At 37.1% G+C, this 26784-nt stretch carries 25 protein-coding genes, 1 tRNA gene and 1 other annotated feature; of the genes, 8 read left to right on the forward strand and 18 right to left on the reverse strand.

Annotated elements, in window-relative coordinates:
* Nucleotides 1–3: 3 nt before the first annotated feature.
* From racE to IGJ93_RS07470, 5 genes are all read right to left on the reverse strand, one after another.
* Nucleotides 4–816 carry a glutamate racemase gene (racE, locus tag IGJ93_RS07450; protein ID WP_430596895.1) on the reverse strand — a complete coding sequence of 271 codons (813 nt, stop codon included), beginning with the start codon at nucleotides 814–816 and terminating at the stop codon, nucleotides 4–6.
* 166 nt (nucleotides 817–982) lie between these two features.
* On the reverse strand, nucleotides 983–1639 hold the full coding sequence (locus IGJ93_RS07455) for an amino acid ABC transporter permease (RefSeq protein WP_067482374.1): 657 nt from the start codon (nucleotides 1637–1639) through the stop codon (nucleotides 983–985).
* Between the two features lie 14 nt (nucleotides 1640–1653).
* Nucleotides 1654–2301 (reverse strand): amino acid ABC transporter permease, encoded by a 648-nt coding sequence (locus IGJ93_RS07460; protein WP_067482375.1) that lies wholly within the window; start codon nucleotides 2299–2301, stop codon nucleotides 1654–1656.
* Between the two features lie 11 nt (nucleotides 2302–2312).
* The gene (locus tag IGJ93_RS07465) at nucleotides 2313–3128 is read right to left on the reverse strand and encodes a transporter substrate-binding domain-containing protein (RefSeq protein WP_071868993.1); all 816 of its coding nucleotides are present in this window, start codon (nucleotides 3126–3128) and stop codon (nucleotides 2313–2315) included.
* Between the two features lie 17 nt (nucleotides 3129–3145).
* A complete protein-coding gene (locus IGJ93_RS07470; RefSeq protein WP_067482379.1) occupies nucleotides 3146–3883 on the reverse strand; it encodes an amino acid ABC transporter ATP-binding protein in 738 nt (245 codons plus the stop codon).
* 254 nt (nucleotides 3884–4137) lie between these two features.
* On the opposite strand from IGJ93_RS07470, the gene trpS reads away from it, so the two are divergent.
* Nucleotides 4138–5148 carry a tryptophan--tRNA ligase gene (gene trpS, locus IGJ93_RS07475; RefSeq protein WP_075491717.1) on the forward strand — a complete coding sequence of 337 codons (1011 nt, stop codon included), beginning with the start codon at nucleotides 4138–4140 and terminating at the stop codon, nucleotides 5146–5148.
* A 131-nt stretch (nucleotides 5149–5279) separates the two neighbouring features.
* Here trpS and pheT read toward each other — a convergent pair whose 3' ends face one another.
* From pheT to IGJ93_RS07505, 6 genes are all read right to left on the reverse strand, one after another.
* Nucleotides 5280–7697: a phenylalanine--tRNA ligase subunit beta gene (gene pheT, locus IGJ93_RS07480; RefSeq protein ID WP_075491719.1), complete on the reverse strand. Its 2418-nt coding sequence runs from the start codon at nucleotides 7695–7697 to the stop codon at nucleotides 5280–5282.
* Between the two features lie 6 nt (nucleotides 7698–7703).
* Nucleotides 7704–8747: a phenylalanine--tRNA ligase subunit alpha gene (gene pheS / locus IGJ93_RS07485; RefSeq protein ID WP_067482386.1), complete on the reverse strand. Its 1044-nt coding sequence runs from the start codon at nucleotides 8745–8747 to the stop codon at nucleotides 7704–7706.
* Between the two features lie 50 nt (nucleotides 8748–8797).
* Nucleotides 8798–9016 (reverse strand) — a binding site (T-box leader).
* A gap of 48 nt (nucleotides 9017–9064) precedes the next feature.
* Complete coding sequence (locus IGJ93_RS07490; protein WP_067482388.1) at nucleotides 9065–9406, reverse strand: winged helix-turn-helix transcriptional regulator; 342 nt, start codon at nucleotides 9404–9406, stop codon at nucleotides 9065–9067.
* A 64-nt stretch (nucleotides 9407–9470) separates the two neighbouring features.
* A complete protein-coding gene (gene addA / locus IGJ93_RS07495; RefSeq protein ID WP_095803690.1) occupies nucleotides 9471–13184 on the reverse strand; it encodes a helicase-exonuclease AddAB subunit AddA in 3714 nt (1237 codons plus the stop codon).
* Nucleotides 13181–16714, reverse strand: coding sequence for a PD-(D/E)XK nuclease family protein (locus IGJ93_RS07500; protein WP_071868996.1), 3534 nt, complete (start codon nucleotides 16712–16714; stop codon nucleotides 13181–13183). The genes addA and IGJ93_RS07500 overlap by 4 nt, the downstream gene beginning before the upstream one ends.
* A 506-nt stretch (nucleotides 16715–17220) precedes the next feature.
* Nucleotides 17221–18687: a peptide MFS transporter gene (locus IGJ93_RS07505; RefSeq protein WP_071868997.1), complete on the reverse strand. Its 1467-nt coding sequence runs from the start codon at nucleotides 18685–18687 to the stop codon at nucleotides 17221–17223.
* 376 nt (nucleotides 18688–19063) lie between these two features.
* Between IGJ93_RS07505 and IGJ93_RS07510 the strand changes: the two genes are divergently transcribed.
* On the forward strand, nucleotides 19064–19660 hold the full coding sequence (locus IGJ93_RS07510) for a nitroreductase family protein (protein WP_067482395.1): 597 nt from the start codon (nucleotides 19064–19066) through the stop codon (nucleotides 19658–19660).
* A 252-nt stretch (nucleotides 19661–19912) separates the two neighbouring features.
* Here IGJ93_RS07510 and IGJ93_RS07515 read toward each other — a convergent pair whose 3' ends face one another.
* The gene (locus IGJ93_RS07515; RefSeq protein ID WP_067482396.1) at nucleotides 19913–20395 is read right to left on the reverse strand and encodes a hypothetical protein; all 483 of its coding nucleotides are present in this window, start codon (nucleotides 20393–20395) and stop codon (nucleotides 19913–19915) included.
* 137 nt (nucleotides 20396–20532) lie between these two features.
* Nucleotides 20533–20730, reverse strand: coding sequence for a hypothetical protein (locus tag IGJ93_RS07520; protein WP_067482398.1), 198 nt, complete (start codon nucleotides 20728–20730; stop codon nucleotides 20533–20535).
* A gap of 388 nt (nucleotides 20731–21118) precedes the next feature.
* Between IGJ93_RS07520 and IGJ93_RS07525 the strand changes: the two genes are divergently transcribed.
* The 3 genes from IGJ93_RS07525 to IGJ93_RS07535 all read left to right on the forward strand — a co-directional run bounded on the left by IGJ93_RS07525 (nucleotide 21119) and on the right by IGJ93_RS07535 (nucleotide 22496).
* Complete coding sequence (locus tag IGJ93_RS07525) at nucleotides 21119–21880, forward strand: C39 family peptidase (RefSeq protein ID WP_067482400.1); 762 nt, start codon at nucleotides 21119–21121, stop codon at nucleotides 21878–21880.
* A gap of 66 nt (nucleotides 21881–21946) precedes the next feature.
* Complete coding sequence (locus tag IGJ93_RS07530) at nucleotides 21947–22360, forward strand: hypothetical protein (RefSeq protein ID WP_067482402.1); 414 nt, start codon at nucleotides 21947–21949, stop codon at nucleotides 22358–22360.
* Between the two features lie 63 nt (nucleotides 22361–22423).
* Nucleotides 22424–22496 (forward strand) — tRNA-Gln (locus IGJ93_RS07535).
* Nucleotides 22497–22579: 83 nt separating this feature from the next.
* Here IGJ93_RS07535 and IGJ93_RS07540 read toward each other — a convergent pair.
* Nucleotides 22580–22951, reverse strand: a complete 372-nt coding sequence (locus tag IGJ93_RS07540; protein ID WP_430596896.1) for a YxeA family protein — start codon at nucleotides 22949–22951, stop codon at nucleotides 22580–22582.
* 249 nt (nucleotides 22952–23200) lie between these two features.
* On the opposite strand from IGJ93_RS07540, the gene IGJ93_RS07545 reads away from it, so the two are divergent.
* Nucleotides 23201–23386, forward strand: coding sequence for a hypothetical protein (locus tag IGJ93_RS07545; RefSeq protein WP_071868999.1), 186 nt, complete (start codon nucleotides 23201–23203; stop codon nucleotides 23384–23386).
* 609 nt (nucleotides 23387–23995) lie between these two features.
* Here the strand turns inward: IGJ93_RS07545 and IGJ93_RS07550 are convergent.
* Together IGJ93_RS07550 and IGJ93_RS07555 are read right to left on the reverse strand one after the other, a co-directional pair.
* Nucleotides 23996–24184, reverse strand: coding sequence for a hypothetical protein (locus IGJ93_RS07550; protein ID WP_067482407.1), 189 nt, complete (start codon nucleotides 24182–24184; stop codon nucleotides 23996–23998).
* 17 nt (nucleotides 24185–24201) lie between these two features.
* Nucleotides 24202–24465 (reverse strand): hypothetical protein, encoded by a 264-nt coding sequence (locus IGJ93_RS07555; protein ID WP_067482409.1) that lies wholly within the window; start codon nucleotides 24463–24465, stop codon nucleotides 24202–24204.
* Between the two features lie 163 nt (nucleotides 24466–24628).
* On the opposite strand from IGJ93_RS07555, the gene IGJ93_RS07560 reads away from it, so the two are divergent.
* Nucleotides 24629–24886: a glucose uptake protein gene (locus IGJ93_RS07560; RefSeq protein WP_071869000.1), complete on the forward strand. Its 258-nt coding sequence runs from the start codon at nucleotides 24629–24631 to the stop codon at nucleotides 24884–24886.
* A 159-nt stretch (nucleotides 24887–25045) separates the two neighbouring features.
* Here the strand turns inward: IGJ93_RS07560 and IGJ93_RS07565 are convergent, their stop codons facing one another.
* Both IGJ93_RS07565 and IGJ93_RS07570 read right to left on the reverse strand, forming a co-directional pair.
* Nucleotides 25046–25363, reverse strand: a complete 318-nt coding sequence (locus IGJ93_RS07565; RefSeq protein ID WP_067482413.1) for a hypothetical protein — start codon at nucleotides 25361–25363, stop codon at nucleotides 25046–25048.
* Between the two features lie 18 nt (nucleotides 25364–25381).
* Nucleotides 25382–25816, reverse strand: a complete 435-nt coding sequence (locus tag IGJ93_RS07570; RefSeq protein WP_067482415.1) for a universal stress protein — start codon at nucleotides 25814–25816, stop codon at nucleotides 25382–25384.
* A gap of 350 nt (nucleotides 25817–26166) precedes the next feature.
* Between IGJ93_RS07570 and IGJ93_RS07575 the strand changes: the two genes are divergently transcribed.
* Nucleotides 26167–26778 (forward strand): LysM peptidoglycan-binding domain-containing protein, encoded by a 612-nt coding sequence (locus IGJ93_RS07575; protein ID WP_071869456.1) that lies wholly within the window; start codon nucleotides 26167–26169, stop codon nucleotides 26776–26778.
* Nucleotides 26779–26784 lie beyond the last annotated feature (6 nt).

The raw sequence follows: 26784 nt of genomic DNA on the forward strand, positions 1-26784 counted from the left end.
GCGCTATTTTCCTCCTAATTCGATATGTTCCACTTCTAACTCATCAAGCGGTAACCAGTCTTGGGCAATTTCTTTAAACAATTTAGGTGAACCTGTTGTGTAAAACTTGCTGATTGTTCGTCCTGGAACGGGCGCGTTACTGATTTCAAAATAATCGAGTAACATAGAAACTTCTCCAACAGTCTCTGCACCTGAGTCGATCAAAGTCACACTTTCTCCCATTACATTTTGAATGATTGGGCGTAACAATGGATAGTGAGTACAACCCAAAATAAGTGTATCTAACTTTTTGGTTAGCAGTGGTGCTAAAGTTTCTGCTACGATTTTCTTTGCAACAGAGGAATGATACTCATTACTTTCCACCACTGAAACAAACTTTGGACAAGGTAAGCTACTAACGGTCAATTCCCGTGCTTTTTCTTTGAGTGCTGATTCATAGGCACCACTTTTAACCGTACCTAATGTTGCAATCACTCCTACTTGTTGATTTTTCGTTGCTTTTAAAGCAGCACGCGTTCCCGGAAGGATAACTCCAATCACAGGAATAGGCAATGTCGCTTTGATTTCTTCTAGAGCCACTGAAGTTGCAGTGTTACAAGCGATCACAAGCATTTTGATTCCTTGATCGACCAAATAGTTAGTCATTTCCCAAGTAAATTGAATCACTTGTTCTGCAGGTCGCGGACCATATGGACAACGCGCAGTATCTCCTACATATAAAATATTTTCATTTGGCAATTGTTTCAGTGCTTCTTTGACAACTGTAAGGCCGCCAACACCTGAATCAATAAAACCTATTGGGCGATTATCTGACAATGGAACCCATCCTTTTTTTTGATTTCATTCTATCTGTCTATTGTGGACTTTTTGGTACAATTTTTCAAGTCTTGAACTTCTTACAAAGCTTGCTTATCACTCTTCTTTTACAAAGAAAAAACCTCAACCCTTTGTTCATTTTTCAACAAAGAATTTGAGGTTTTTTTTAATAACTATATTTTCGTCGCTCCAAAAAGCCCGATAATAATGAGAGTGCGTAACAAATGACAAAGTACATCAACGTCATTGCTACAAACATCGGTAAAACATAATTCGTATTTTGCCCATAAATGATTCGCGCTTGGTGCGTCAACTCTGGTAAAGAAATAATTACGGCTAATGACGTATCTTTAATTAATGAAATCAATTGACTGACAATTGCGGGAATCATTGATTTAAATGCTTGAGGCATGACTATCGTCCGCATCGTTTCAACATAAGTCAATCCAGTTGATAGCCCTGCTTCCATTTGTCCTTTTGGCACGGCATTCAAACCTGCGCGGAATATTTCTGAGAGCATTGCTGATTCAAAAATCGTCAACGCAGCAACTGCTGACCAAAAGATATTCATTTGGATTCCCACTTGGGGTAAAGCAAAATACGTGAAGAAAATGATTAGTAACAATGGCAGATTTCGAATGACATCAATCACCAAACCAACAATTTTGGATAAATAAGGAATATTCGCAAAACGGATCACACCAGTTAAGCCACCAATCAAAAAACTAAAAATGATTGAGACCAATGAAACTTCGACGGTCACTTTCAATCCCTCTAGTAAAAAACGGATATTCATCCATGAAAAAGCACCACTAAAATCCATTCAACTTCCTCCTTCTATGAACGAACTGCCCATTTTTTCTCAAGATGAACCATCAAATAAGAAAGGGGCAACGTAATAATCAAATAAAATAGACCAACAATAATATAGGTATCAAATGTATTGAATGTTTCGCTGGCAATCAAGTCACCTTGATACATCAAATCTAATCCTGCAACCATTGCTAAAATAGATGAGTTTTTCACTAAATTGATAAACTGATTTCCTAACGGTGGAATAACTATTTTAAAAGCTTGAGGCAATACGATGTAGCGCATCGTTTCTGAATAAGTAAAACCTGAAGAAAGCCCCGCTTCCATTTGTCCACTAGGAACCGTTTGGATTCCTGAACGAACCGTTTCCGCAATAAACGCGGATGTATAAATCGTTAAACCAATGGTTCCGGCTTGAAAACCGTTCAATTGTAGCCAATACATAGGTACAACTACATAGAAAAACATGACAATAATCAGTAATGGAATATTTCGGAAAAACTCAACGTAAGCTTTTGCCAGACCATTGACTAATTTATTTTTTGATAACTGAAAAATCGCCATCAATGTTCCAATAACTAAACTAGCTACGAGCGCCAAAACACTGGAAAAAATTGTAATTTTGAATCCTTCTGCAAAGGTCGCTCCATAAGTTTGTATCAATTCACTCATATTGCTCCTCCTTAATCAACTTTGCCATCTGTTTCATTTGGAAACCAGCGTTGATAAATTTCATCATACGTACCATCAGCAATCATTTCTGCTAATGCTTGATTGACCTTACCTAAAAATTCTTCTTGCCCTTTGTTGATTGCAATGCCATAAGGCTCATTGGTGAAGGTTCCCCCAACTAACGTATACGCTGGGTTTTCAGCCGCCATTCCTAAAAGGATCGCATTATCAGTCGTCATCGCATCACCTTGACCTGACTGAAGTGCCGTAAACGCCTCTGCATAATTTTCTAGTTCTAAAATCTTTGCATCTGGTGCATGTTCACGAATATTTGCTGCTGAGGTCGAACCTTTGACAGCCAAAACTGTTGTCGAAGCATCCAAATCAGTCACGCTTTGGATACTGCTCCCTTTTTTGACTAGCAATGATTGTCCAGCATCAAAATAAACATCTGAAAAATCAACTTGTTTTTTTCGTTCATCCGTGATGGTCATCGTTGCGATGATTGCATCAATATTTCCATTTTTCAACAACGGAATCCTAGTTTTCGATGTTACTTCGATAAAATCAGCTTGCCCATCTTCACCAAGTATTTTCTTGGTGATAGCTTTTGCAATATCGATATCAAAACCTTGAACTTCACCAGACTTGATGTCCATCATGCCAAATAAACGAGTATCATATTTGACACCCCAGGTAATCTTATTTGTTTCTTTGACTCTTTCTGCGATATTTTCGTCCGCTACGCTTGTGCTTTTACAGCCAACCAGTGCAAGTAGCACGATACTTAACAGAAAGAGTAAGCGAAAGCTTTTTTGCTTTTTCATACAATTCCTCCTAAATTTTAATGGTTGATTACTTTGCTAATAAATTGTTGCGCGCGTTCTTCCTGTGGATTGTCAAAGAATCCTTTTACGTCACGACTGTCTTCTAACACTTCACCTTCAGCCATGAAGATTACTCGATCTGCTACTTCTTTTGCAAATCCCATTTCATGTGTAACCACGATCATTGACATGCCCTCTCTCGCTAACTTCTTCATAACGTCTAGCACATCCCCAATCATTTCCGGATCCAGCGCTGAAGTTGGTTCATCAAATAATAGCATCTCTGGATTCATCGCTAAACCTCTAGCAATAGCAACACGTTGCTGTTGCCCACCAGACAGCATGGATGGATAAGAATCTTTTTTGTCTAACATATTGACCGTATCTAAAAACTTTTCAGCATTTTTGATTGCCGTTGCTTGATCTTGCTTCAATACTTTAATTGGTGCTAGTGTGATGTTTTCTAGTACAGTTTTATTAGGATATAAATTAAAATGTTGAAAAACCATCCCGATATTTTTACGTACTTCTGTTAATTTTGTCTGTTTATCTCTTAAATCTTTGTTATTTATCAGTAGTTGTCCTGAAGAAATAGTTTCTAAGCCATTGATGCAACGCAGCATTGTACTTTTCCCAGAACCTGAAGGCCCAATGACAACAACTACTTCCCCCTTCGCAAATTCGAGGTTAATATTCTTCAAAGCATGGAATTTCCCATAGTACTTTTCCACGTTCTTAAATTCAATCATTGCCATATCATTACACTCCCATTATTATTTAGTAAGATTTCTTTTAAAGATACCTAATGAAACATATTATATATGATAATAAAGGGAAATGTAAAGTTTCTACGTTATTTTCTACAAATATCCTCTGTTTTTGAATGTTTGACGCTCTTCGTTTTTCCCTGCATCCTTTCCGCGTTTTTTCGTTTGAATAGTTGTTTCTTCTAAAAAAAAACGGTAAGATATAAAGTGCTAGTCTTACAAATCGTAAAGAGGTGTCTTTTTTGAAAAATATTATATTGACTGGAGACCGTCCAACGGGAAGATTACATCTTGGCCATTATGTCGGTTCTTTAAAAACGCGTGTGGAAATGCAAGCAGACGAAAACAATCAATTGTTTGTCATGATTGCTGACATGCAAGCTTTAACAGATAATGCAAAAAATCCTGAAAAAGTTTCATCTAATGTGCTACAAGTCGCATTGGATTACTTAGCTGTTGGTCTTGATCCGACCAAAACAACTTTATTTATCCAATCACAAATTCCTGAGCTATCTGAGCTAGCCATGTATTACATGAACTTAGTCAGCGTTGGTCGCGTGAAACGAAACCCCACAGTGAAATCAGAAATCGAACAAAAGAAATTCGGTGAAAGTATTCCAACTGGTTTTTTTGTTTATCCGATCTCACAAGCTGCTGACATCACAGCTTTCAAAGCAAATTTAGTTCCTGTTGGCGAAGATCAAAAACCAATGTTGGAACAAACACAAGAAATCGTCCAAAGTTTCAACAATACGTACGGTCAAGTTCTGGTTGAACCAAAAGGCGTCTTCCCTCCAAAAGGCATGGGACGTTTACCTGGAATTGATGGCAATGGTAAAATGAGTAAGTCCTTGGGCAATGGTATTTACATTGCTGACCCAGCAGACGTTGTTCAGAAAAAAGTCATGAGCATGTACACCGATCCAAACCACATCCATGTGGAAGATCCTGGTCAAGTAGAAGGAAACATGGTGTTCACTTATCTGGATGTCTTTGGAACAGATAAAGAAGCAATTGAAGAAATGAAAGCTCATTATCGTCGTGGTGGACTTGGTGATGTGAAAATTAAACGTTACTTGATTGACGTTTTAGAAGCTGAATTTGCACCAATTCGTGCACGTCGTGAAACGTTTGAAAAAGATCCAGCAGCTGTCATGGAAATGTTACGTCAAGGCAGTCTAGCTGCAAAAGAAGTTGCGGCAGAAACTTTAGCAGAAGTAAAATCTGCGATGGGAATCAATTATTTTAACTAACTTTCAAAATCAAAAAAGTGAGAGCCAAAATATTTTCTATTTTGGCTCTCACTTTTTACTAAATAAAACCCAGCCACGAGTTAGACTTTCCTGTCTGATTCGTGGCTGGGTTTTTCTGAATAAGAAAAGACTTAACGAATACTTGCGTGCAAGTTTTCTGTTAACGCATTGGTTACTTTATCCATAGCTTTATTGATTTCTTCATCAGTCAATGTTGCTTCAGGATTTACAAATGTCAAACTATACGCCATCGATTTGTTTCCTGCTTCGATGTTCTCACCTTGATAAACATCAAATAATTGGATTCCTGTTAAGAATTTACCAGCGGATGCTTTGATCACTGTTTCCAATTCTTGGTTTGTTACTTCTTCTTTCACTAGCAAAGCAATGTCTCGACTCACTGCTGGAAATTTTGTCACAGCATGATAAGTAATGCCTGCTTGTGCTGCTTCAATTATTGAAACTAAATCTAATTCTGCAACATACGTTTCTGGAATGTCATACGCTTTGGCAATTGTTGGATGAACTTGACCAACAAACCCAAGGTATTGTTCACCAAGATAGATAGCAGCCGTACGCCCTGGATGCATTTCTGGCATTGTAGTTGCTTGATAGCTAATTTGTTCAGTGATAGCTAATTGAGCAAAAATGTTTTCTAACAATCCTTTAATTGTAAAGAAATCAACTGTTTCTGCTTTTGTTTGCCAATCTTTTTCTTGCCATGTACCAGAAATAGCTAACGCAAGATGTTTTACTTCTTGTGGTAAATGAGTCAAAGGATCATTTTCTTGATAGAATACACGTCCTACTTCATAGAAACCAACATCAGTATTTTTACGCGCGACGTTGTAGTTAACATTGTCCAGTAACCCACTAATCAAGTTCATCCGAAGAACCGAACGCTCTTCACTCATTGGCCAGTCTAAACGAGTAATATTCGTTTCTTTCATTGCGAATTGACGAGACTTTTCTTCAGTCGTCAAGGCATAACTAATCGCTTCATTCAACCCACTGCCTTCAAGCAATGTACGAATTGTTCGTGTGCCTGTCTGCTCTGCTGTCAAGCTTCCAGCAACTGTTTCTCCACTTGGCAACGTTGATGGCAAGCGATCATATCCATAGATACGCGCAACTTCTTCAATGATGTCTGCTTCAATTTGAATATCCCAACGTCTTGGTGGAACAACAACAGAATACGTTTCATTGGTTTCTTGATAATCAAAACCAAGTGCTTCAAAAATTTCGTTCACTTCTGCGCTAGTCAATTTTGTACCTAAATACTGGTTGATTCGTTGTAATGTGATTGGAACTGTTACATCTTCAACTGTTACTTCCGCACCAGCTACTGCACCTGTTAGAACTTCGCCTCCAGCAAGTGCAACGATCATAGCTGCCGCAACATCATTTGCTTCAGCAATCGTTGCATGATTGATTCCCTTTTCAAAACGAGCAGAAGATTCACTACGTAAATTGAATTGTTTGGCTGTTCGACGAATCGAAACTGGATCAAATAAAGCTGCTTCTAATGCTACTGTCGTCGTTGTTTCAGTGATTTCTGAATCCAATCCACCCATGACACCTGCTAAAGCAACAGGAACCTCGCCATTAGTAATCACTAAGTTTTCTGGTGTCAATTTACGTGTTTCACCATCAAGTGTCACTAATTCTTCTGCTTCTTTGGCATGACGAACAACGATTTCCTTTGAACCAAGTTTGTCGTAATCAAATGCATGTAATGGTTGCCCAAACAATAACAGGATATAATTTGTTACATCAACTACGTTGTTGATTGGACGAATTCCTTCGTTCATTAAAAGGTTTTGCAACCATTGTGGGCTTGGCTGAATTTTGACTCCTTCAATTACCCGAATTTGATATGCTGGAACAAGCTCTTTGTCCTCTACAGTCACAGTGATTTTTTCACTTGCCAAACGATCAACTTCAGTTAATTTTTCATCATCGAATGTTGGTGTTTGACGATAGATTGCGCCAACTTCATAGGCAACACCACGCATGGATAGTGCATCTGCACGGTTTGGTGTAATGGATAATTCAATAATTGAATCGTCCATGCCTAGATATGAAAATACTGGTTCACCATTCACAGCCCCTGCTGGAAGATAATAGATACCTTCTGCATATTCTTTTGGTACTACGCTATCAGAAAAACCAATTTCTTGTAATGCACAGATCATCCCGTTGGATACTTCTCCGCGCATTTTTCCTTTTTTAATCTTCACATTGCCAGCAATCCGTGAATTTGGTAAAGCCACAATGACTTTGATGCCCGCTTTAACATTTGGTGCACCACAAACGATTTGAGACAATTCATCTTCACCAATATCTACTTGGCAAATGGATAAGTGATCAGAATCAGGATGTGGTACACATTCCTTTACTTCACCAACGACGATTTTTTTCAAACCTTCTTCTGGTACTTCGATCCCTTCGACCTCAATACCAGTAACAGACATCTTATCTGCTAATTCTTGTGGTGTCACTGCCGATAAATCAACATATTGGTTTAACCATTTATATGAAACTAACATCCTTTTTTACTCCCCCTTGAACTGACTTAAGAAACGCAAGTCATTTTGATAGAAATTACGGATATCGTTGACGCCGTAACGTAACATTGCTACGCGATCTGGTCCAAGTCCAAAAGCAAATCCTGAATACTCATTTGGATCAATTCCTGACATCTCTAAAACATTAGGATGAACCATTCCAGCACCTAAGATTTCAATCCAGCCAGTATATTTGCAGACATTACAACCCTTGCCTCCGCATTTGAAACAGCTAACATCTACTTCCACTGAAGGTTCAGTGAATGGGAAATAGCTTGGACGTAAACGAATTTTACGATCTTCCCCAAACATTTTCTTCATAACAACTTCCAGTGTCCCTTTCAAGTCACCCATTGTTACATTTTTATCAATCACAAGACCTTCAATTTGATGGAACTGATGGCTATGAGTAGCATCATCAGTATCACGACGGAAAACTTTCCCAGGTGAGATCATCCGTAATGCACCTTTTGAAAAATCATGTTTTTCCATTGTTCGCGCTTGAACAGGTGAAGTGTGTGTACGAATCAAAATATCTTCGGAAATATAAAACGTATCTTGCATATCTCGTGCTGGGTGATCTTTTGGTAAATTCATTCGTTCAAAGTTATAGTGGTCTGACTCCACTTCATAACCTTCAACGATTTGGTAACCCATTCCCACAAAAATATCTTCAATTTCTTCCATAATTTGCGTCAAGATATGGCGTGTTCCTTGTTTTACTTGACGACCAGGTAAAGTCACATCGAGTGTTTCTTTTGCTAAAGCAGCATTCAACGCTTCTTCTTCAAGAACTTCTTTTTTACGTTCAATTTCTGCCGTTAATAAGTCACGAATTTCATTAGCAAAACTACCTACTTTTGGTCTTTCTTCTGGACTAAGATCTTTCATTCCACGAAGAACTTCGGTAATCGGGCCTTTTTTCCCTAAAGTTTCCACGCGGATTTGATTTAATTCTTTCAAATCCTGTGCGGCAGTAATTTTAACAATCGTTGCTTCTTTCAAGCTTTCGAGTTGTGCTTGTAAAGACATTGCTTTTTTCCTCCTTCAAATTCAAATACAAAAAAAAGACCTCATTCCTATCAAGGAACGAGGTCTTCGCGATACCATCCTAATTTGTGAGTAAAGCTATCAGCTACTCACACACTTACTTGATTAACGACAATTGCCGGCCCAGTATCAAAAACTAGGCGAACTCAGAAAGTGAACTTCATTTTTCAAACACAGAATTTGCTTTCAGTCTATGACAAATCTCCCTGATCTGGTTTAGCCAAACTACTCTTTTTCGTCATGGTTCTTTTTTTATTTACAATTTACAAAATCAATTCTACAAGAATTTTGTCCTGAAATCAACTGCATTCTTCCTCAGTGACCCACTTTTCACTCCAAACTTGTAACTGTTTGATTGAATTTTGTAAGTCTGCTCCTTTTTCAGTCAAAAGATATTCAGAACGATTGGATTCATTACAGGAAATATTTCGAGTAACAATTCCTTCTTTTTCTAACTCTTTTAGACGTTCAACTAATACTCGATCGCTAACCATCGGAATCTTTGCAGCAAGATCAACAAAGCGTTGCGGACCATTTTCTAGTAGTACATCAATAATCAACCCGTTCCATTTTTTCCCCAAAATCGAGAAAGTTTTCTCAAACTTCGGACATAGAACAAAGTCTGTCTGTGTAAGCTCCATCTTACTCACCTCTTTTTGAAGAGTATAGCATAATACTTACAAAGTGTAAGCAACTTATGCTTATTCATAATCTTTTGTTAACATTTATGATTTTCTTGCCACGTAATAAAACTAAAAAGGTATTTGTTACAGGTTTTCCTAAAGAATCAGCCAATGCTTGTTGGTAAAGTCGGAGCTGTCCTAAATATTTTTGAACAACTTTATCAATCTCAGTTGGGTCATCTGGATTCATAAGGAAATCCGTTTTGAAATCATAAAGATAGATGTCATCTGCAAATTCGATATAGCCGTCAACGATTCCGTGAATCAGTAATTCATCCGTTTCATCCGGATAATTTTCAAACACTTCTTCCGCTGTCATCAGCATCGCAAATGGTTGCTCTCTTTTCACTTTTGTGGAGTGTTCCAGTAATAATTTTCCAAGATCTGTTTCAAAAAACCAAAGAATTGCAGAAATGTCGACTTTTTCTGCCACTTGTTGATCCACCAATCGCTTTTTGACTAGCTCTGCTAGTAAAGCTTGGATTGCTTCTTCTGTTGGTGGCTCCAATGGCAATAATTGCAACAACGTATGTGTGACTGTTCCAATTGCAGTTGCTGATACACCTTTTTGCAAAAATTTTGGTTCAGCTAGCTGTTCTTGTGTATAACGAAATTGTTGATTTTTTGCTTTTGTTTGATTGTCTTCCCAAGTTAGCTTCGTTGCCTGACTATCATCTGGGTCTTCAAATAATCGTTTGATTTCTGAAACAGATTGGTAACTCGTTGTTTGAGTGGCAGCCTGATAAGGATAAACATATGCTAAACGTTGACGCAGAGTCTCCGATAAACCAAATTGGTTTTCTTTCGGCGTAACTAAAGAAGGCTCCCGCTGTGCAAGTTGTTGACGCTTTTCCGCCAACTCTTGTTGGTTCATCCACAAAACGGTAAAGGAACCGTTCGCATCAGCTAAAGTCAATACTGACTCATCCTCCAAGTATTCAGACATTCGAGGATGACGAATCAAGCTGTAGCCAATCCAATTCATCAAGCTCCCTCGACCTTTCAAGCGCAACGCTGGATCCAGAACCAGTTCCGATGCATTTAGCGCTTCGCCCCACGTTTTAATTGTTTGTTCACGACTCTTGTAAGAGCCAACAATAAACAGTTTTTGTTCCGCCCGAGTCAACCCAACATACAATTTACGCATTTCTTCAGATAATAATTTGTTTTGTTTAGCTAATTTAATGGCTTGAAAAGGTAATGTATCAAATAATACGCGAGTTTGCGGGTCCATGTAGCGGATTCCTGCACCTAATTTTTCTTCAAATACGTAGCGTTTTCGCAAATCCTGTAAATTGAATTCTTTCGTCATGTCCAACAAAAAGACAACAGGGAATTCTAGTCCTTTACTGGCGTGAATCGTCATCACACGAACTGCATTGTCTTCCACCGCAATGACAGGTTCTGCCAAATCTTTATCCTTTTCTTGCATTTTTTCGATAAAACGAACAAACTGGTACAATCCTCGAAATGAACTTTGCTCATAAGCTTTCGCACGATCCACTAATGCATATAAATTTGCTTGTCTTTGTGCCCCAGCTGGTAACCCAACCACGTATTCTAAGTAACCCGTCTCGTAGTAAATAGCCCAAAGTAAGTCCGCAATTGAAGAACGTCGAGCAAGTTCACGCCATTTATCCAACAATTCTTTAAAATCAGAGAGCTTAGCACTCAAGTGATCTTGATTCATTTTTTCATAAGTTAAAAAGGCATCAAAGAACGTACGATTTCGATCCGCTAAGCGAATCTGCGCTAATTCGGGTTCAATCAAGCCAACGATTGGTGAACGTAAAATAGCTACTAAAGGAATGTCTTGGTAAGGATTATCAATGATTTGTAGTAATGAAATCACAGTCCGGATCTCTGTTGCTTGGAAATAATTTTGAGCATCGTTCATTTCCAGTGGAATATCTAAGGTCTTGAACACATCCAAAATCGTTAAATTATTTTTTTTCGTTGGTGTCAGTAGGACAATATCCCCATATTCGACTGGTCGATTAGCTTTCAATTTTTTATCGTAGATTTCCCACTTGTTATCAATTAATTCACGGATTTTCAACCCCGCCATCAATAATTCGCCCTCTGTTTTATCTTCAAGAAAATCATCCGAAGGCAACTCTTCCGTAGTTTCTTCCTGTTCTTTTTCATAAATCAAAATTTCTGGATCAAACTGCGTACTATTAGGAAAATCAGGAAATCCTAACGCCAGTTTTGCTGCTTCATCATAAGTAATCTGGCCAACTTGTTCATCCATAATTTGTTCAAAAATCAGGTTAGTAAATCGCAAGACTTCTTCTCGCGAACGAAAATTTTCTGCCAGAACGATTCTTCTACCACCTTCTGCTTTTGAAAATTCTTGATATTTTTTGATGAATAGACTTGGATCCGCTAATCGGAAAGAATAAATAGATTGCTTGACATCTCCAACCATGAAAAGATTTCCATTCGTTGGATCAGGTTCTCTTAACCAGTATAAAATTGCTTCTTGCAATTGATTGACATCCTGATACTCATCAACCATTACTTCTTTGAATTTCTCTCGGTAATAATTCGAGGCTTCACTTGATATCCAACCATCAGCGGTTTTCTTGGTCAAAATCATCAACGCCAAATGTTCTAGGTCATTAAAATCTAATACGCCTTTTTCGCGTTTTTTCTCACTAAATCCATCCATAAACGCTTGTGTTACTTGGCACATCTCTTCGACTAAAGGAAGTGCTTGTGTCATAATAGCTTCCATTTGCGCTGGCGAAACAGCGAAATAATTTTTACTGATTCCTTGAATCATTTTTTTCGAGCGATCACGAAGAGCTTTTACTTCTGCTGATCGTTCTTTCAATTCGGCTTTTCGACTGCTTTTAAATGTTGAAAAGGTTAAGTTTTCTAATCCTTGATAAGCCACCTCTAGTTGATCTTGTATAAATGCCTCATAAATGGCATTGATTCGTTCACGTTCCTCGGAAACTTGGTCGTACATTTTTTCCAAACCTTCCGTCTGAGCTAAGCTGACCATCTCTTCATATGCCTGTACACATTGAAAAACATCTGCCAAAATCAATGGACGTAATTGATTTTGATATAACGCCGATTCGCCAAGCGAGCCTTCTAAACGATAAGATTCACTCAATCCTTTAAGCCAATTAGTTGGATCTGGATTCGCACGCGCAAACTCATAAAGAGACAAGATTAAGTCAGTCAAGCCTTCATCTGATCGATCATTTGAAAAGTTTGTCGTTAGTTGGAAAAATCGCTCATTTTTTTCTCCGTAAAGACGTTCACGTAATTCGTCCCACACGTCTTCTTTCATTAACAAGGTTTCTGTTTCATCTGTCAGCATTCGAAAAACTGGATCGATATCGATCAGATAATAAAAACGACGAATGACAGTTAAACAAAACGCATGTAGTGTTGAAATATTAGCTGTGGGTAGCAACATTAATTGTTTCGTAAAATGTTGCTGACGTTGCGTATCTGTTTCGTCGTTGATTGCCGACTGCAAAGCTTCTTGGATTCTTTCTTTCATCTCACGTGCAGCAGCTTCCGTAAACGTAACAATCAAGAGTTCATCAATATTGACACCCATTTTAAGTTTTTCAATCACTCGACGAACAAGAACTGTGGTTTTTCCTGATCCTGCTGAAGCGGAGACAAGCAAATTGTCCCCACGATCAAAAATCGCTTGCCATTGTTCATCTGTAAAACGTTCATTTTGGGGCTTTAATGGAATCTGACTCACTCTTCTTCACCTCGTTTCAAAATTCTGCGTAATGCTTCGTCCTTATCCAGTTTTTCTAAGCGATGATAATTGTTTTCCTTTAACATCACATCGAAAGTGCAGACACTTCGAAATGGACAAAATTGACAAGCAATCCGCTGTTTATCTTTATAGGCTGGATTTAGTTTGATTTCTCCCGAAGTGATTGCTTCACCAGCTAAACGCATATTTTTACGATTGTGTTCCATAAACTGATGTAATTCTTCTTCTGTGAAGAATTTTTCTTTACTGTAACTGCCCTTTTGATACTCATCTTTCGCATTTTTTTTCACTGGATAAATCAAAGATTGCTCTTTCGCTTCTAACGAATGATCAAGAACTTCCAACAATCCCGGATCATCAACAAAGACACCATCATAACTAAACTTTTTCAACGTATTCTTTTCAATTTCTTCGTTTTCGGTTAATACAGGGTTGTGGACATGTAAATAATAGGAACCAGCAGGCTTGACTGTGGCTTGTCCGGTTAAGCGTACTGCATCCATCAAGGCAACATCTAAGTAAGTCAATAGTTGCATGGCCATTCCATAGTAAGCTTCCGTAACATCAAACGTTCGCCCACTAGATTTATAGTCCACAACACTTAACCAGGTTTCGTCTTGTTCCGTGGCCGTGTCGATACGGTCGATTTTTCCGCGAACATGTAGTCTTCCACCATTTTGTAAAGGTAATTCCAAACCCGGGATTCCTTTTGCCCCAGCAATTTGTCCGAATAAAATCTCCGTTTGTAACGGATGGAGACCGGTATTTTTACTTTGTTTTTGTAACGCCCACGCTACTTTTTGGATTGTTTGGCTCAATTGATAACGGATGTAGTTCATCCGTGCAGAACTATCTAAAATTTCAAAACGCAGTTCACCAAAAACTTCTTGGAGAACTTTCTCAGTAAATGCTTGGCGTTCTTTTTCCGTCATGTTAACGAGTGAAAGTTCATTTGAAAATAATAATTTAAAGAAGCGATCCAGTGATTCATGATAAAAGTCCCCAGTTGCTGCTGGTGTCAGTCCATAAATCATCCGTTCTTTCAACTTCAAGCCAAATTGAACAAAATATTTATATTCACAGTTGTAAAAATTTTCCATACGAGAAATAGACGTATAGATTTCTTTTCCGTATAACTGCTCTGCTAACTCTGTCGGTAATGAAACTGGAACATTCAAATGAGACTGACTTTCAAATACACGTAAAGCAAAGTTCCGCCAAGGAGAATGGAGAACGACTTCTCTCAATTCAGTCCATACTTTCGCTAATTGTTGTTTCTCATCTGCTGCCAAACGAAACATTCGGTTCAACGTATCAACGGCACTCCGATACGTCCCAATATAATCCGCTGGCTCACTGGTCACCGTCAATCGTGTCTTTTTCTCAATTGGAATTGCTAAATAACGATTGATTCGTTGTAAATAAGGAGAAATTTTCAAACTTCGATCCGTATCGTAACTTTGTGCATAGCTTAAATAAAGTCGCTCTGTGCCTGAAAGAAAGACCAAATATGCTTGAAAAGGTTCAGAAGACATACTTTCCGTTGCAGGATCAAACAAATACTGATCTTCAGCCAATGCTTGATTCAATTGTTCTCGTTCTTCACTAGATAGCAGACCTTTTGTTTCTTGACGAGCTGGGAAAGTTTGATCGTTCAAGCCCAAAGCAAAGGTAATTTTTGCTTGATTTGGACGAACTAATTCTAAGCGGTTTACTTGAACTTGATCAATTGCTGTAGGAATCTTCCCATAACTTAAATTTTCTAGTCCACTGCTAATAATGTCTTGGAATGTTTCCCATTCAAAGCTGGTTTCCCCATAAATCAATGCAAACTCGTCCAGTAAGTCGATCAACGCCCCCCACGTTTGCTCATGATTTCTGGCTTGTGCTAAATTTCCGCGGGCAACTTCTTGATTCCGCCAAAATAACAGTTGTTGACGGACACCACTGGTCACTAAAAACTGATAAAAAACACTAGCAGCTTCTTGACCATTTTCACAATTTTTGATTTTTTTAAAGAAACCCGGAATATTACTCTGGAATAAACGACGAATCTCATTTGACTGCTCTTGCAGTTCTTGAACGTCTTCCAGCTCCTCTGTTTCAAAGTTGTAAGAAACAAACGTCCAATCCTTTGCGCGAGTCCAGTAGTTTCCTTGATAATTATAAGCTAAAGCAACATTTTCTGTGAGATCTAATTTTTTGCGGAAATCATCTCTGATCCATTGCCATTGTTCCTGCTCTAATTCTTGATTTTCTGGAGCAATCAATAACTCCGTTTTGAAAAATCGCATAATGTCACTCAAACGATAGGCGTAGCGATCCAAAGCAAACAGACTGTTGATCCACTCGATCAGAGGATGGTTCTCCATCAACTGCTCTTCATCGAGATAAAACGGAATCGCCATTTCTTGAAAAATCGGCTTTAATAAATTGCCATAAAGAAGCATATCTTTCGTCAATACTTGAATATCGCGATACCGACATTCCCCCTCGCTAACCAAGCGGCGAATTTCCACGGCCAACTGTTGGACTTCTTCCGTTGGTGTTTCCGCCTCCCACAAATGAATCGTCTTTTGTGCACCAACTTTTCGAGAACGATTTTGTTTTTGACTACTTGTTTCTTCCCACATCTCTTGTAATGCGGCTAACGCTTCTGGCACTTCCTTCGCTGGTGCATATTGATCAATCAAAATCGGTGCACGATGTTCTTTTGCCCCGTTCAACAAGCGAAAATATAACTTGCCTGTTTCGTGAAACAGATTTAAGGGTTCAGGCACTTCATTAGGATAAGGTCGATCAAGTAATAAATCGACAACCAGGTTTCCTTTGACCATCATTGCGCTCAACAACTGATACTCCTGGGCATTGATCCGAGAAAAACCCGTCATCAAAAATTTTACATGGCGAAAATCTTGTTGATAAAGATACTCACTTAAAATAGCTAAAGCATCTTCTGCTTGTAGCATTCGCTCAAATAGTTCTTCTTCATACGCAGAAAAAATCAACTGTAAATCTTGCATTTTCAATTGTTGGTCTGCTGCTTTGGGACTTTCCCCAGTTACACTAGCTATTAAGTCACTTGGGTGAATGTTTCCTGTGCGCATTTCTTCATATAATTCTTGGAGTTGCTTGATGAATCCTTTTTTGTTGACTTCTCCACGAAAAATGGTCAATTTTTCGCGGTTTTTTTCTAATATCTGACGTAGAATCATTGCTGAGCCAGACTCGGTGATGCTATTACCTGAAAGCAAAGTTGTCTGTTGCAAAATGTACCATGCTAGTCGATAAAAACTAAAGACTTGCACCTTTGTCGTACTAAAGGTTTGTGTTCCTTTGCGCTGACGTAACATTGCTAATAATTCTTGTTCTTGTTCAAACTTATTGTAATTAGGTACAAGGAAAAAGACTTGATTTTGAGGAGCTGCTTCTAACCAAGCCGTTGCCTCATCAATCAGTGCTGTTCGATGATCTTTCTTACCTGAGCCGAGAATAAATTGTAAAGACATTTTACTCCTCCTTTACTTTTTGATGCTCTTCTATTATAACAAAAAAACTGAACATTCGTTCTACTTATCAAGGCTTTTGGTAAAAAGAAATAACTTTTTAAAAAAGGTTGTGACACAAAGCGGTTAGCTCCGACAAGATAGCGCGCAAGCACTCAAAATAGCTTTTCATATTTTGAAGTGAATGCAATCTATCTTGAGGAGTTGCTTTGAGAACACCGTGGATAAGGTTGTGATTCAAAACGTTCCCCTTCAACAATATAATACGCAATCATAAAAAATAAATTTTTCTATTTTGAAGTGATTGAAAATTATATCGAGGGATTGCTTTGGGAACGTCACAAATAATCTTCCAACATAAAACATTCAGCTCCGAAAAAACAATCAAAAATATTTGTTTTGTTGGCAAACCTATTTCTCATAAACTTTCTTTACACTTAATCTCAAAGTTTTACCGTTTTCTCCACAAAAAAAGCCTAGGACATCAACTGCCCTAGGCTCTAACTTTTTTAATGAATTGAACCCATTAATTTCTTAATTGGTTCTTTGATTGTGAATAATAAAATCCCACCGATGATTGCAACGACTCCGATAATCCCAAAATATGCTGATTCAGTTGCCGGTGTATAAAAACGAGCGATTTGCGCGTTAATTGCTTGTGATGAAGCATCTGCTAAGAACCAGATAGCAATTGTTTGTGATTCAAACGCGCGTGGTGCTAGCTTAGTTGTTACAGATAGACCAACTGGTGATAAACATAATTCTGCAATTACAATGATGAAGAAGCTACCAACCAACCACATTGGACTTACTTTTCCAGCTGTTCCATATAATAAACCTGGTAACATCAATAACAAGTAAGAAAGCCCAGCAAATAACAACCCAAGTGCAAATTTTACAACAGTTGATGGTTGTTTTTGTCCAAGTTTCGTCCATAAAGTAACGAAGACAGGTGTTAGAACAAAAATAAAAATTGGATTTAATGATTGGAACCAGCTTGCTTGGATCGTTACACCAAATAAAGTTGATTGTGTTCGTTCGCTAGCAAATAACGCAAGAATCGATGAACCTTGCTCTTGTAATGACCAGAAAATAATTGCTGCTAAAAACAAGGGAATATATGCTAATACTCGTGGTTTTTCTTCTGCAGAAACATCTTTTGACGTTAACATTTTTACAAAATAGAACACAGGTAGAACAATTCCAAGTATGCTAATCGAATTAACAAAGAAATCAATAGAAAGATGACCAGTTAATTGTGCACCACCAAAAATAGCAATGATGACAACAAACGCAATAATAAAGTTACGAATAAAACCTTTACGTTCTTCTGGTGTTAATGGGTTTGGAGCTTTTGTTCCAACACCATCTAATGTTTTGCGGCCTTGGATGATGTATTGTAGTAGACCGAAGAACATCCCAAATGCTGCTAACGAGAAACCTAAATGATAGTTATATTCTTGACCTAAAGTCCCAACAATCAGTGGTGCTAATAATGCCCCCAAGTTAACACCCATATAAAAGATTGAGAAACCTGCATCACGACGTAAATCTGTTTTTGAATAAAGATGTCCCACCATTCCGGACACATTTGGTTTCAATAAAGCTGTCCCCATAATAATCAATGCCATTGAAATAAATAAAGCACCTACTCCAAATGGTGTCGCTAAAACAATGTGACCAAACATGATGAATACTCCACCAAAAAATACTGTTCGTTTTGCTCCAAGTAAACGGTCGGAAATCCAACCACCAACAATGCTTGACATAAATACAAGTGAACCATAAATCGACATGATTGCTAAGGCCGTTGTACGTGGTAATCCAAGACCACCATTGGAAACTGCGTCATACATATAATAAAGAAGTAATGCACGCATTCCATAATAACTGAATCGTTCCCACATCTCTGTGAAGAACAATGTTGATAACCCCTTCGGCTGACCAAAGAAGCCTTTATCTTGTTGATTTTCCATAATCTATACCCCAATTCTTTAAATTTTCAGAAAATAATAAACATATTACCTGAAAAATTTAACTGAAAAACTTATCTAAGAAATATATACTTCTTTTCTATAAAAATAAGTAAAATTCAATGACAAAATAATAAGAATAAAAAAACACACATTTAATAATTATATAGTTCCTCTCGATAAACTTACTAAAAAAAGTCGTTAAAGCAGTTAAGTAACCGCTATCACTCTTTTTGCTTTCTCATTTACTTTTTCCTAAAAAAAAATTTCCATTTTTTTGAGCTTTTCTATTTACTTACTTTTTGTAAGATGATATACTTCATTTTGTATTCAATTACAAAAAGTAAGTAAAAAACAACATTCAAAGGGAGACTATACTATGACTACATTTACAAACACTTTAAAAAATCGCCGTTCTATCTATCACTTAGGACGTAACGTTTCATTATCAAACACAGAATTAGAAGCACTTATTAAAGAAGCTATCAAAGAAAGCCCAACTGCTTTCAACGCACAATCAACACGCGCTGTTATTCTTTTCGGTGACGCTCACGAAAAATTATGGGAAATCACAGAAGAAGCACTTCGCCCATTAACACCTGCTGAAGCTTTTCCTAATACACAACAAAAATTAGCTGGCTTCAAAAATGGTTACGGAACTGTTTTATTCTTCAAAGACACTGATATCGTTAAAGGATTGCAAGAACAATTTGAACTTTATGCAGACAACTTCCCAGATTGGTCAGAACAATCAAATGGTATTGCAACAGCAAATACTTGGGTTTCATTAGTCGAACAAGGACTTGGCGCAAACTTACAACATTACAATCCAGTAATTGATGAAGCAGTTGCAAAAGAATGGAATATTCCTGCAAACTGGAAACTACGTTCTCAATTAGTTTTTGGTTCTGTTGAATCACCCGCTGGCGAAAAAGAATACATGAACGATGAAGATCGTTTCCGCGTATTTAGCTAATTACAAGATTATAAAAAAGGAACACGTCTAGGATTAATCTAAACGTGTTCCTTTTTTAGTTTAAAGTAAACATTTTGATAGAAAATAAAATCTGCTTCGTAATAAAAAACGGTTTCATTCATTCTTTTTGCTGCGATGTTTTCAAAAGAACTTCTCGAAATAACTCACACCTGGTCAAAAATATAAAAAGCTATTTTCGCCAGTTGCTCATTATTTTTTCGAAGCTAACCGCTTTGTGACACAACCTTGTCCTCACTCTTCATCAATCATAATATCAATCTGAGCATCATCATTTAATCGTTGCGCTAAAAATGGCACCAGCTCCTCTAAAGAAGCGGAAAATTTTAACATCGGCCCACGCCAGCCCTTACGGAAAAAGTTCATTTTCACTTCATTTGAGCCTTGGGGTTGATATAAAACGATTCGATTAATTTCAGAAAAAGGAACGCCCCGTTTATCAAAGCTATTTAAAACCAAGCCTTCTTCCGTTATCCCACGACTATCCATTAAAAAACTGATGAATATCATTGCGGATAAAACGGCTTTCGCCAAGTCATCCACCGTTGGCTGACTAATGATCGTAAACCAGATAACTAAGACCACAAGAAACGGAACCACCAAGTAAACCCAACGATTTCGTACTGCTTTATAAACAATTTCTCTACGAACGAACCATAGAAATAAAAACATGACAAAAACAAATGCAAACAATAACAAAGTAAAGGTTGTTATCATCGTACATCACCTCTCTTCTCTCATCTCAAGAAAACTTTTCTCTTTATTAAGTCAAGTATATAGAACTTTTTCAAAAACAGCAAAAAGGACACGCAGCAACACTTTTTCATGTTTGAACTACTTGTCCTTTTTATTTTTTATTCAAATGTATCATATTTTGCAACAACCATGCTGGACTTCTCTTCCAATAATTCTTGGTCTTCGTCAGCACATTGAGCAACTTTGACTACGGCACAATTCGTCATTTTTGATACAACTTCTCCAACAACTGGTTGTGTGAATCCAATTGGCTTACAAGAATACTTTTCTCCTAGATTTATCATTTCTTCCGTCATCAAAATCCTCCTACACTGCTGCCCCATTTTCTTTCCTGAAGTAATTTATTCAGGCAGAATGTTCGTTGTCATTACCAATTGATTCTTGTTAATAACTTTTTTGAACAAACCATATTGGCATTATAGCCTACTGGTTTCGTTTTCACAAATAAAACCTCTTTTAAACACGAAAGTTTCGTATAAAATTCATAAAAAAGAACGGAATTATTCATTTTTTCTTCCCCTCATTTTTTAAGTTGAAATAGTTGAAAAAATGATTACTAGCTGTTAATTTTTTTATGTAAACTTCTCCATCAGGAATTAACGTAAAAGTATTTCACATTCACAAAAAAAGCATTATAATAGCAAGAATGTAAGATGTTCCCTTGCGGAATAATTGGAGGTCCTTATGAAAAAGAAAGTTGCAAAAAAATTAAGTGGATTTGTTAGCGTTAGTCTGCTTGCTGCTGGCTCAATCTATTGGTTAACAACGCCCAACTCAAACGAAACTGCACAACAAAAACAAGAAGACCAAAAGCCTCCAGCTAAAAAGAAATCCAATGAAGCGAATGAAATGATTTTAGATGTTCCACTTGCTAACCAATTTGACGAACCAGCTCTAGAAAATGGCTGTGAAGTAACTGCCCTTTCTATGTTGTTAAATTACTATGGTTTTGAAACGACCAAAAACCTGTTAGCAAACGAACTTACTTATGTCCCTGTGTTTAATGAAGATGGTACACATGGTGATCCAAATGAAGGATTTATTGGTGATATTTCTGGTGGAGACTGGGCAATGGGTGTCTATGTCGCACCAATCGCTGCACTCGCACAAAAAGTAGTACACACTAGCTACCATGCACAAGCAAAAAAAGAAGCCTCACTTGTTGATATCAAAGAAGCCTTGAATGAAGAAAAACCGGTTTGGACCATCGTCACCATTGAGTTTGAGGTCCCTGATGAAACTGACTTTATGACTTGGACTACCCAAAATGGTGAAGTTTCTGTCACTCCCCTAGTTCACGCTTGTGTCGTAACTGGCTATGACAAGGAAATGATTTACGTGAACGACCCTTATGGCGAAAAAAATCGAGCAGTTCCAATCGATAATTTCACTGAAATTTTTGAAGCAATGGGTGGACAAATGTTAACCTTGGAAAAAAGTAACTAGCGTTCTTTCAAAGAATGACATATACTTTAGACAAGAAGATTCTTATTTGAAGGAGGAGGCATCATCATGGAAAGATTCAATCAAAAAAAACCGAATCCAAATGAAATTCCAATCATTTTTGTACGTGATGATTCTGGCAATGTTCAGGGAAAAGTTTCCGTCAACGAATGGACAAACCGCCACCGTCCTTCCTCTTTAAACCAATTAGAAATCAAATTATATCGTCAAGCTTTAGCGTATTACGCCGAGCAAGATTTGGAAAAAGCGATTGATATCCTAAAATTTTTGATTTTACAAACCGAATATACTCACTTTGAATATGTTGAGCGTTTAGCAAATATCTATCACTTGAAAAATGAACTACAACTTGAATTAAAACTTCTCTCGTCAACTATTTCCGTTGCTGAAGTTACAGGTCTACCTTCTGGTCTGGTTAGAAAAATCGAACGTCGAATCGAGCGAATCAAAAAAAACAAATAACAGGCAAGATAAATTAGTTGCGTTTTTATAAATAAGTGCTAACATAAACTTGCATTGAGTCATTGGGATGTAGCCAAACTGGTAAGGCACTTGACTCTGAATCAAGCAATTGCAGGTTCGAACCCTACCATCCCAATTTGGGTTCACGTTTTCTTATCATTTCAAAAAGGAGTTGCGACAATCGTCACAACTCCTTTTTTTATTCTGCTTTTATCTTGATTATCCAATAAGTGCTAATGCCTTTTCAGGAACTTCGTTTTTGTCGACTTCTTCGTACGTTTCGACATGTGCGCCTTTATTCGTTAATTTCAAATAACGCTCTTCCTTTAATACACCAATCCCATTAAACTCAACTGTCCGTTTTTTTCCATTTTTGTCTACCGCTTCCTGGATATAAGTTGCTGTTCCGTAACTATTGCCAGCGTCCGGCTTTTTCGTTTTTACATAAACTTCTCCTTCTGTTACCAAAGGATTTAGTTGGTCCATTATACCAGCAAATTCACTGTGTTGATTTGCTGTATACATTTTTAATCCAAACAAACTTAACCCGCCAATCAGAATAATTCCTACAAAAAATTTAACTACTTTCATTTTCCTACCTCCTATGATGTTGCACTTATTATAACTAGAAACAGAAGGTAGAAACCTCCGACCAGGGAATGAGTTTTCCCTCATACTTTAGCAATGCAATCAAATTTCATAACAACTATTATTCAAAAAACACTCGTTATCTGGTAAACTATGAATGTAAAAGTAATCTGAACATGAGCGTAATAGCATTTTATATTGTTATTCGTTACTTTTTAATAACTTTTAATAACTATAAAGGATGGGGTAAAAATGAATAAAGATGAACTAATCGCAAAAGTAAAAGAAATGGTTAATGAAGGAAACTTGGACGAAGCAAAACAATTTGTCGAAGATCATAAAGATGAGCTTGGTAGCTATGTTGAGCAAGCAAAACACCTTTTGAAAGATATTGATGTTGATGGAATCACTGATAAAATCAAGAGTCTGTTTAAATAAAGCTTGTGGCTCCAAGCGTTAAGCTTCAAGGAATAAGGAATCCTTTCTAAAAATAACTTCTCATATTGTTATGAAACAGAGACTTCTTACCGAGGAAACCACCATGGAAATAACACAAATAATGTTATCAAAAATTGTAACACATAACACTCAGCTACAACTAACTATCCGTAAACATGGGTTGAGACAAAAGTAGCCTAAATAGAAAAACGCCTAAAATTCGTTTTTGAAAACGTTGATTTTAGGCGTTTTTTAAATTGAAAATGTGTTAAGAACGACTGGTTTTTAGTTTTTGCCCAGTCTATTTATTATGCTAGTGTTTTTCTGAGTAACTTTCTTTTGTTGTTAAACTAATAACAGTTAAATAACCACATCAGGTTTTCTTACCCTCTTCTGGATCTTGCTTTTCTAAACAGTTATCTACAAGCTAGCTGGTTTAGCTATCCTAATGATGCTTATTTTGGGAAACGGTAATTTTTCCAAATTTTCCTGCAATAGGTTTATTTCTTCAAACAAGACGGCTAAATAATTTTTATTTTGCTATCACTTTTGATTCATTGGGCTTATTTTTCCCTAGTCAACGCTCTTAATCTAGCTTTTTGTCAAAAACTAATATAAACGTGTTGGATCATAGTGATAGGTAACGTTTCCGTTCAAGGATGCTTTTCCAACCACATATTTGCGGTCTTCCAACTTTAACCAAGCTTCCCGGAAGGTCATTACCTCATCATGCTTGACCTCGATTTTTTCGATTTTTCCAGCAATCAATGCTTGGATTTGTTCATCATATGGATTCATTTTTTCTTCCTCCATTGTTAATACGTAGTAAAAACTGGTTCATAGATTTTTTTCGTATCCAAATCTTTTCTAACTTTTACTGTTGTGTAGATGATTTTTTCAACCGGAATACTATAAAATTCTTCTTCGCCATTATTAAAACGGTGAACCTCTTTTTTGCTTAAAATACCATTGATTTTATTCGTCAACACCCGCTTTTCTACACTGTTGCTGACAACATAATAAATCACTCGAATATTGTTCACTAAATGTAAGTCAATCTCTAATATCACATGGTCCATGAAAATTTTCATCCTCTCTTTCAGGTCTGATTATATCAGGAATTTGTGAGACAATCAAAATCAATCAGCAGATTAATTGCGTACTTATCACAAATGTGCTTGCACCAATCAACTTAACATGTTATTTTGTAACATGGACTTATTTTAATATAGGAGGCGCCCCATGCTGATCTTGGGTCAATTATTCTTTTATATACCTTTTTTTATTATGGCTTTGATTACATTCTATTATATTCACTGGACGAGAAAAAAAGTTTCCGTTTTAATTGCTTCTCTCCCTAGTGCTTATTTCACTTATCAAATTTTTACTATTCGTCATTGGGAGACTACCTCTTTGCTAGCCAAGTATGTCTTTGGGCTTACGATTTCAGTTATTTTGCTGATTGTGTGGTTATTCATCTTATATAATAAACAAAACTAACGTTATCTCTTTCAAAACTCACATTTATTATGCGTTCGTTTGAAACTCTTCAACCAGCTAATTCTTCTTAGCTGGTTTTTGTACACAAAAAACATGAGTTGCATTATTTCCTACAACCCATGTTTTCAACTTTCTTCTATACTATAGAAGAAAAAAGATTTACTCATTTAAATCTTCCCTTTTTTGTAAAAATTCTTCTAGATCATCCAGAGCTTGTTGTGTATGCACGAAATCTTGACTGTAAAGCGATGCTAGTCGCTCAGGCAAAATAAACCATGATGGATGATAGCCGTTTGTTGTCACAGGAAACCCTTTATCTAGCCGATTATCCCCATCCCATCGAACAGCAATCGTCTTCTTCTCTTTCCATTTTACAAATGCTGTCGAGTAGCCTTTCTTGGTCTTCGTGCCATCCTCAATAATTGACAACACTTTGATTTTTTCTTTAGGAGCCGATACATCTTGTGGTTGAACCATTTTATACACCAACTTTCCTTATTTTACTACTAAAACATTACATGGGGCATGTGTCACTATATAAGAAGTTGTCGAACCGACTAATGCTTGCTGAATTGCTCCTTTACCCGTTGCCCCCATCACAATCAAATCAATTTGTTCCTTATTAGGAATATCGACTCCAATCAACTCACGCGGATCACCAGTCTCAACGACGGCATGGATCGAATCAATACCATATTCCTTTGCATCATTGATTTTTTTCAACATTTCCAATTCAATTGCTTCTTTTTCCTCTGCATAAATTTTTGAAAATGCGTAAGCACTATGGGTTAATTCAACTTCATTAATAATCGAAACAATATATAAACTTGCATGATTTTGTTTGGCAATTGCCATTGCTTCAGAAAAAGCTTTTTCTGATTGTTTTGATCCATCAACAGCAACCAAGATGTTTTGATAACTGATAGTCATTGAAACCGCCTCCCTTTTCTTTTATTGTATCATCACCTACTTAAATTCAAAAATATATGCACTATTTCTTCAAAAATTCCTTTAAATACGAAATTTTTTTTGCTTTTACGCACAAAAAACAGAACATACTTTTTCATTTTTCACCCTTAAAAATCATTGATGTGATTACTTTATGTGCTTTTTTTCATTTTACCCACATTTTTTGATAATATTTTTGTTACAAAAAACCTGATTCTGTTACAAAGTGTCATCAATCTTTTACCTATGAAATCTTTTCACATGATAAAGTATGTCCATGTTGAAAAACACTTAACAAAAACTTTTATGATTCGAAGGAGAATATATATTATATGAAATCACTTAAAACTGTACTATTAGGAACAACTCTGGCTGCCGGCGCTGCATTATTTATGGGAACAACAACACACGCAGACGAAGCGTACACTGTTCAATCAGGCGATTCATTATCAACTATTTCACAAAAATATGTTGGCGATAACTCCTTGATTAACCATATTGCTCAATCTAATTCAATTTCAGATATCAATCTGATTTTTGCAGGTCAAACATTAACTATTCCAACCTCAGAGCAAGGCTCAACAACAGATGTTGCACCTCAAACAGAAGCAGTTCAAGCTGAACCTGTTCAACAAGAAACAACGCAAGAAGTTGCTCAAGCACCTGTTCAAGAAACAGTTCAAGCAACTCCAGCAGTTGAAACAACAGAAGCAGTAGCTACTACTTCTAACTCTGCAAAAGAATGGATCGCACAAAGAGAATCAAGCGGTTCTTATACAGCAACTAACGGTCGCTACATCGGTCGTTACCAATTAGATTCATCATACTTGAACGGTGACTACTCAGCTGCCAATCAAGAACGTGTAGCAGACGCTTATGTTTCTTCACGTTATGGTTCTTGGGAAGCTGCTCAATCATTCTGGTTAGCAAACGGTTGGTACTAAAATTCA

It is taken from the genome of Enterococcus sp. DIV0174 (genome assembly GCF_050529065.1).
GTDB classification, from domain to species: Bacteria; Bacillota; Bacilli; order Lactobacillales; family Enterococcaceae; genus Enterococcus_B; species Enterococcus_B thailandicus.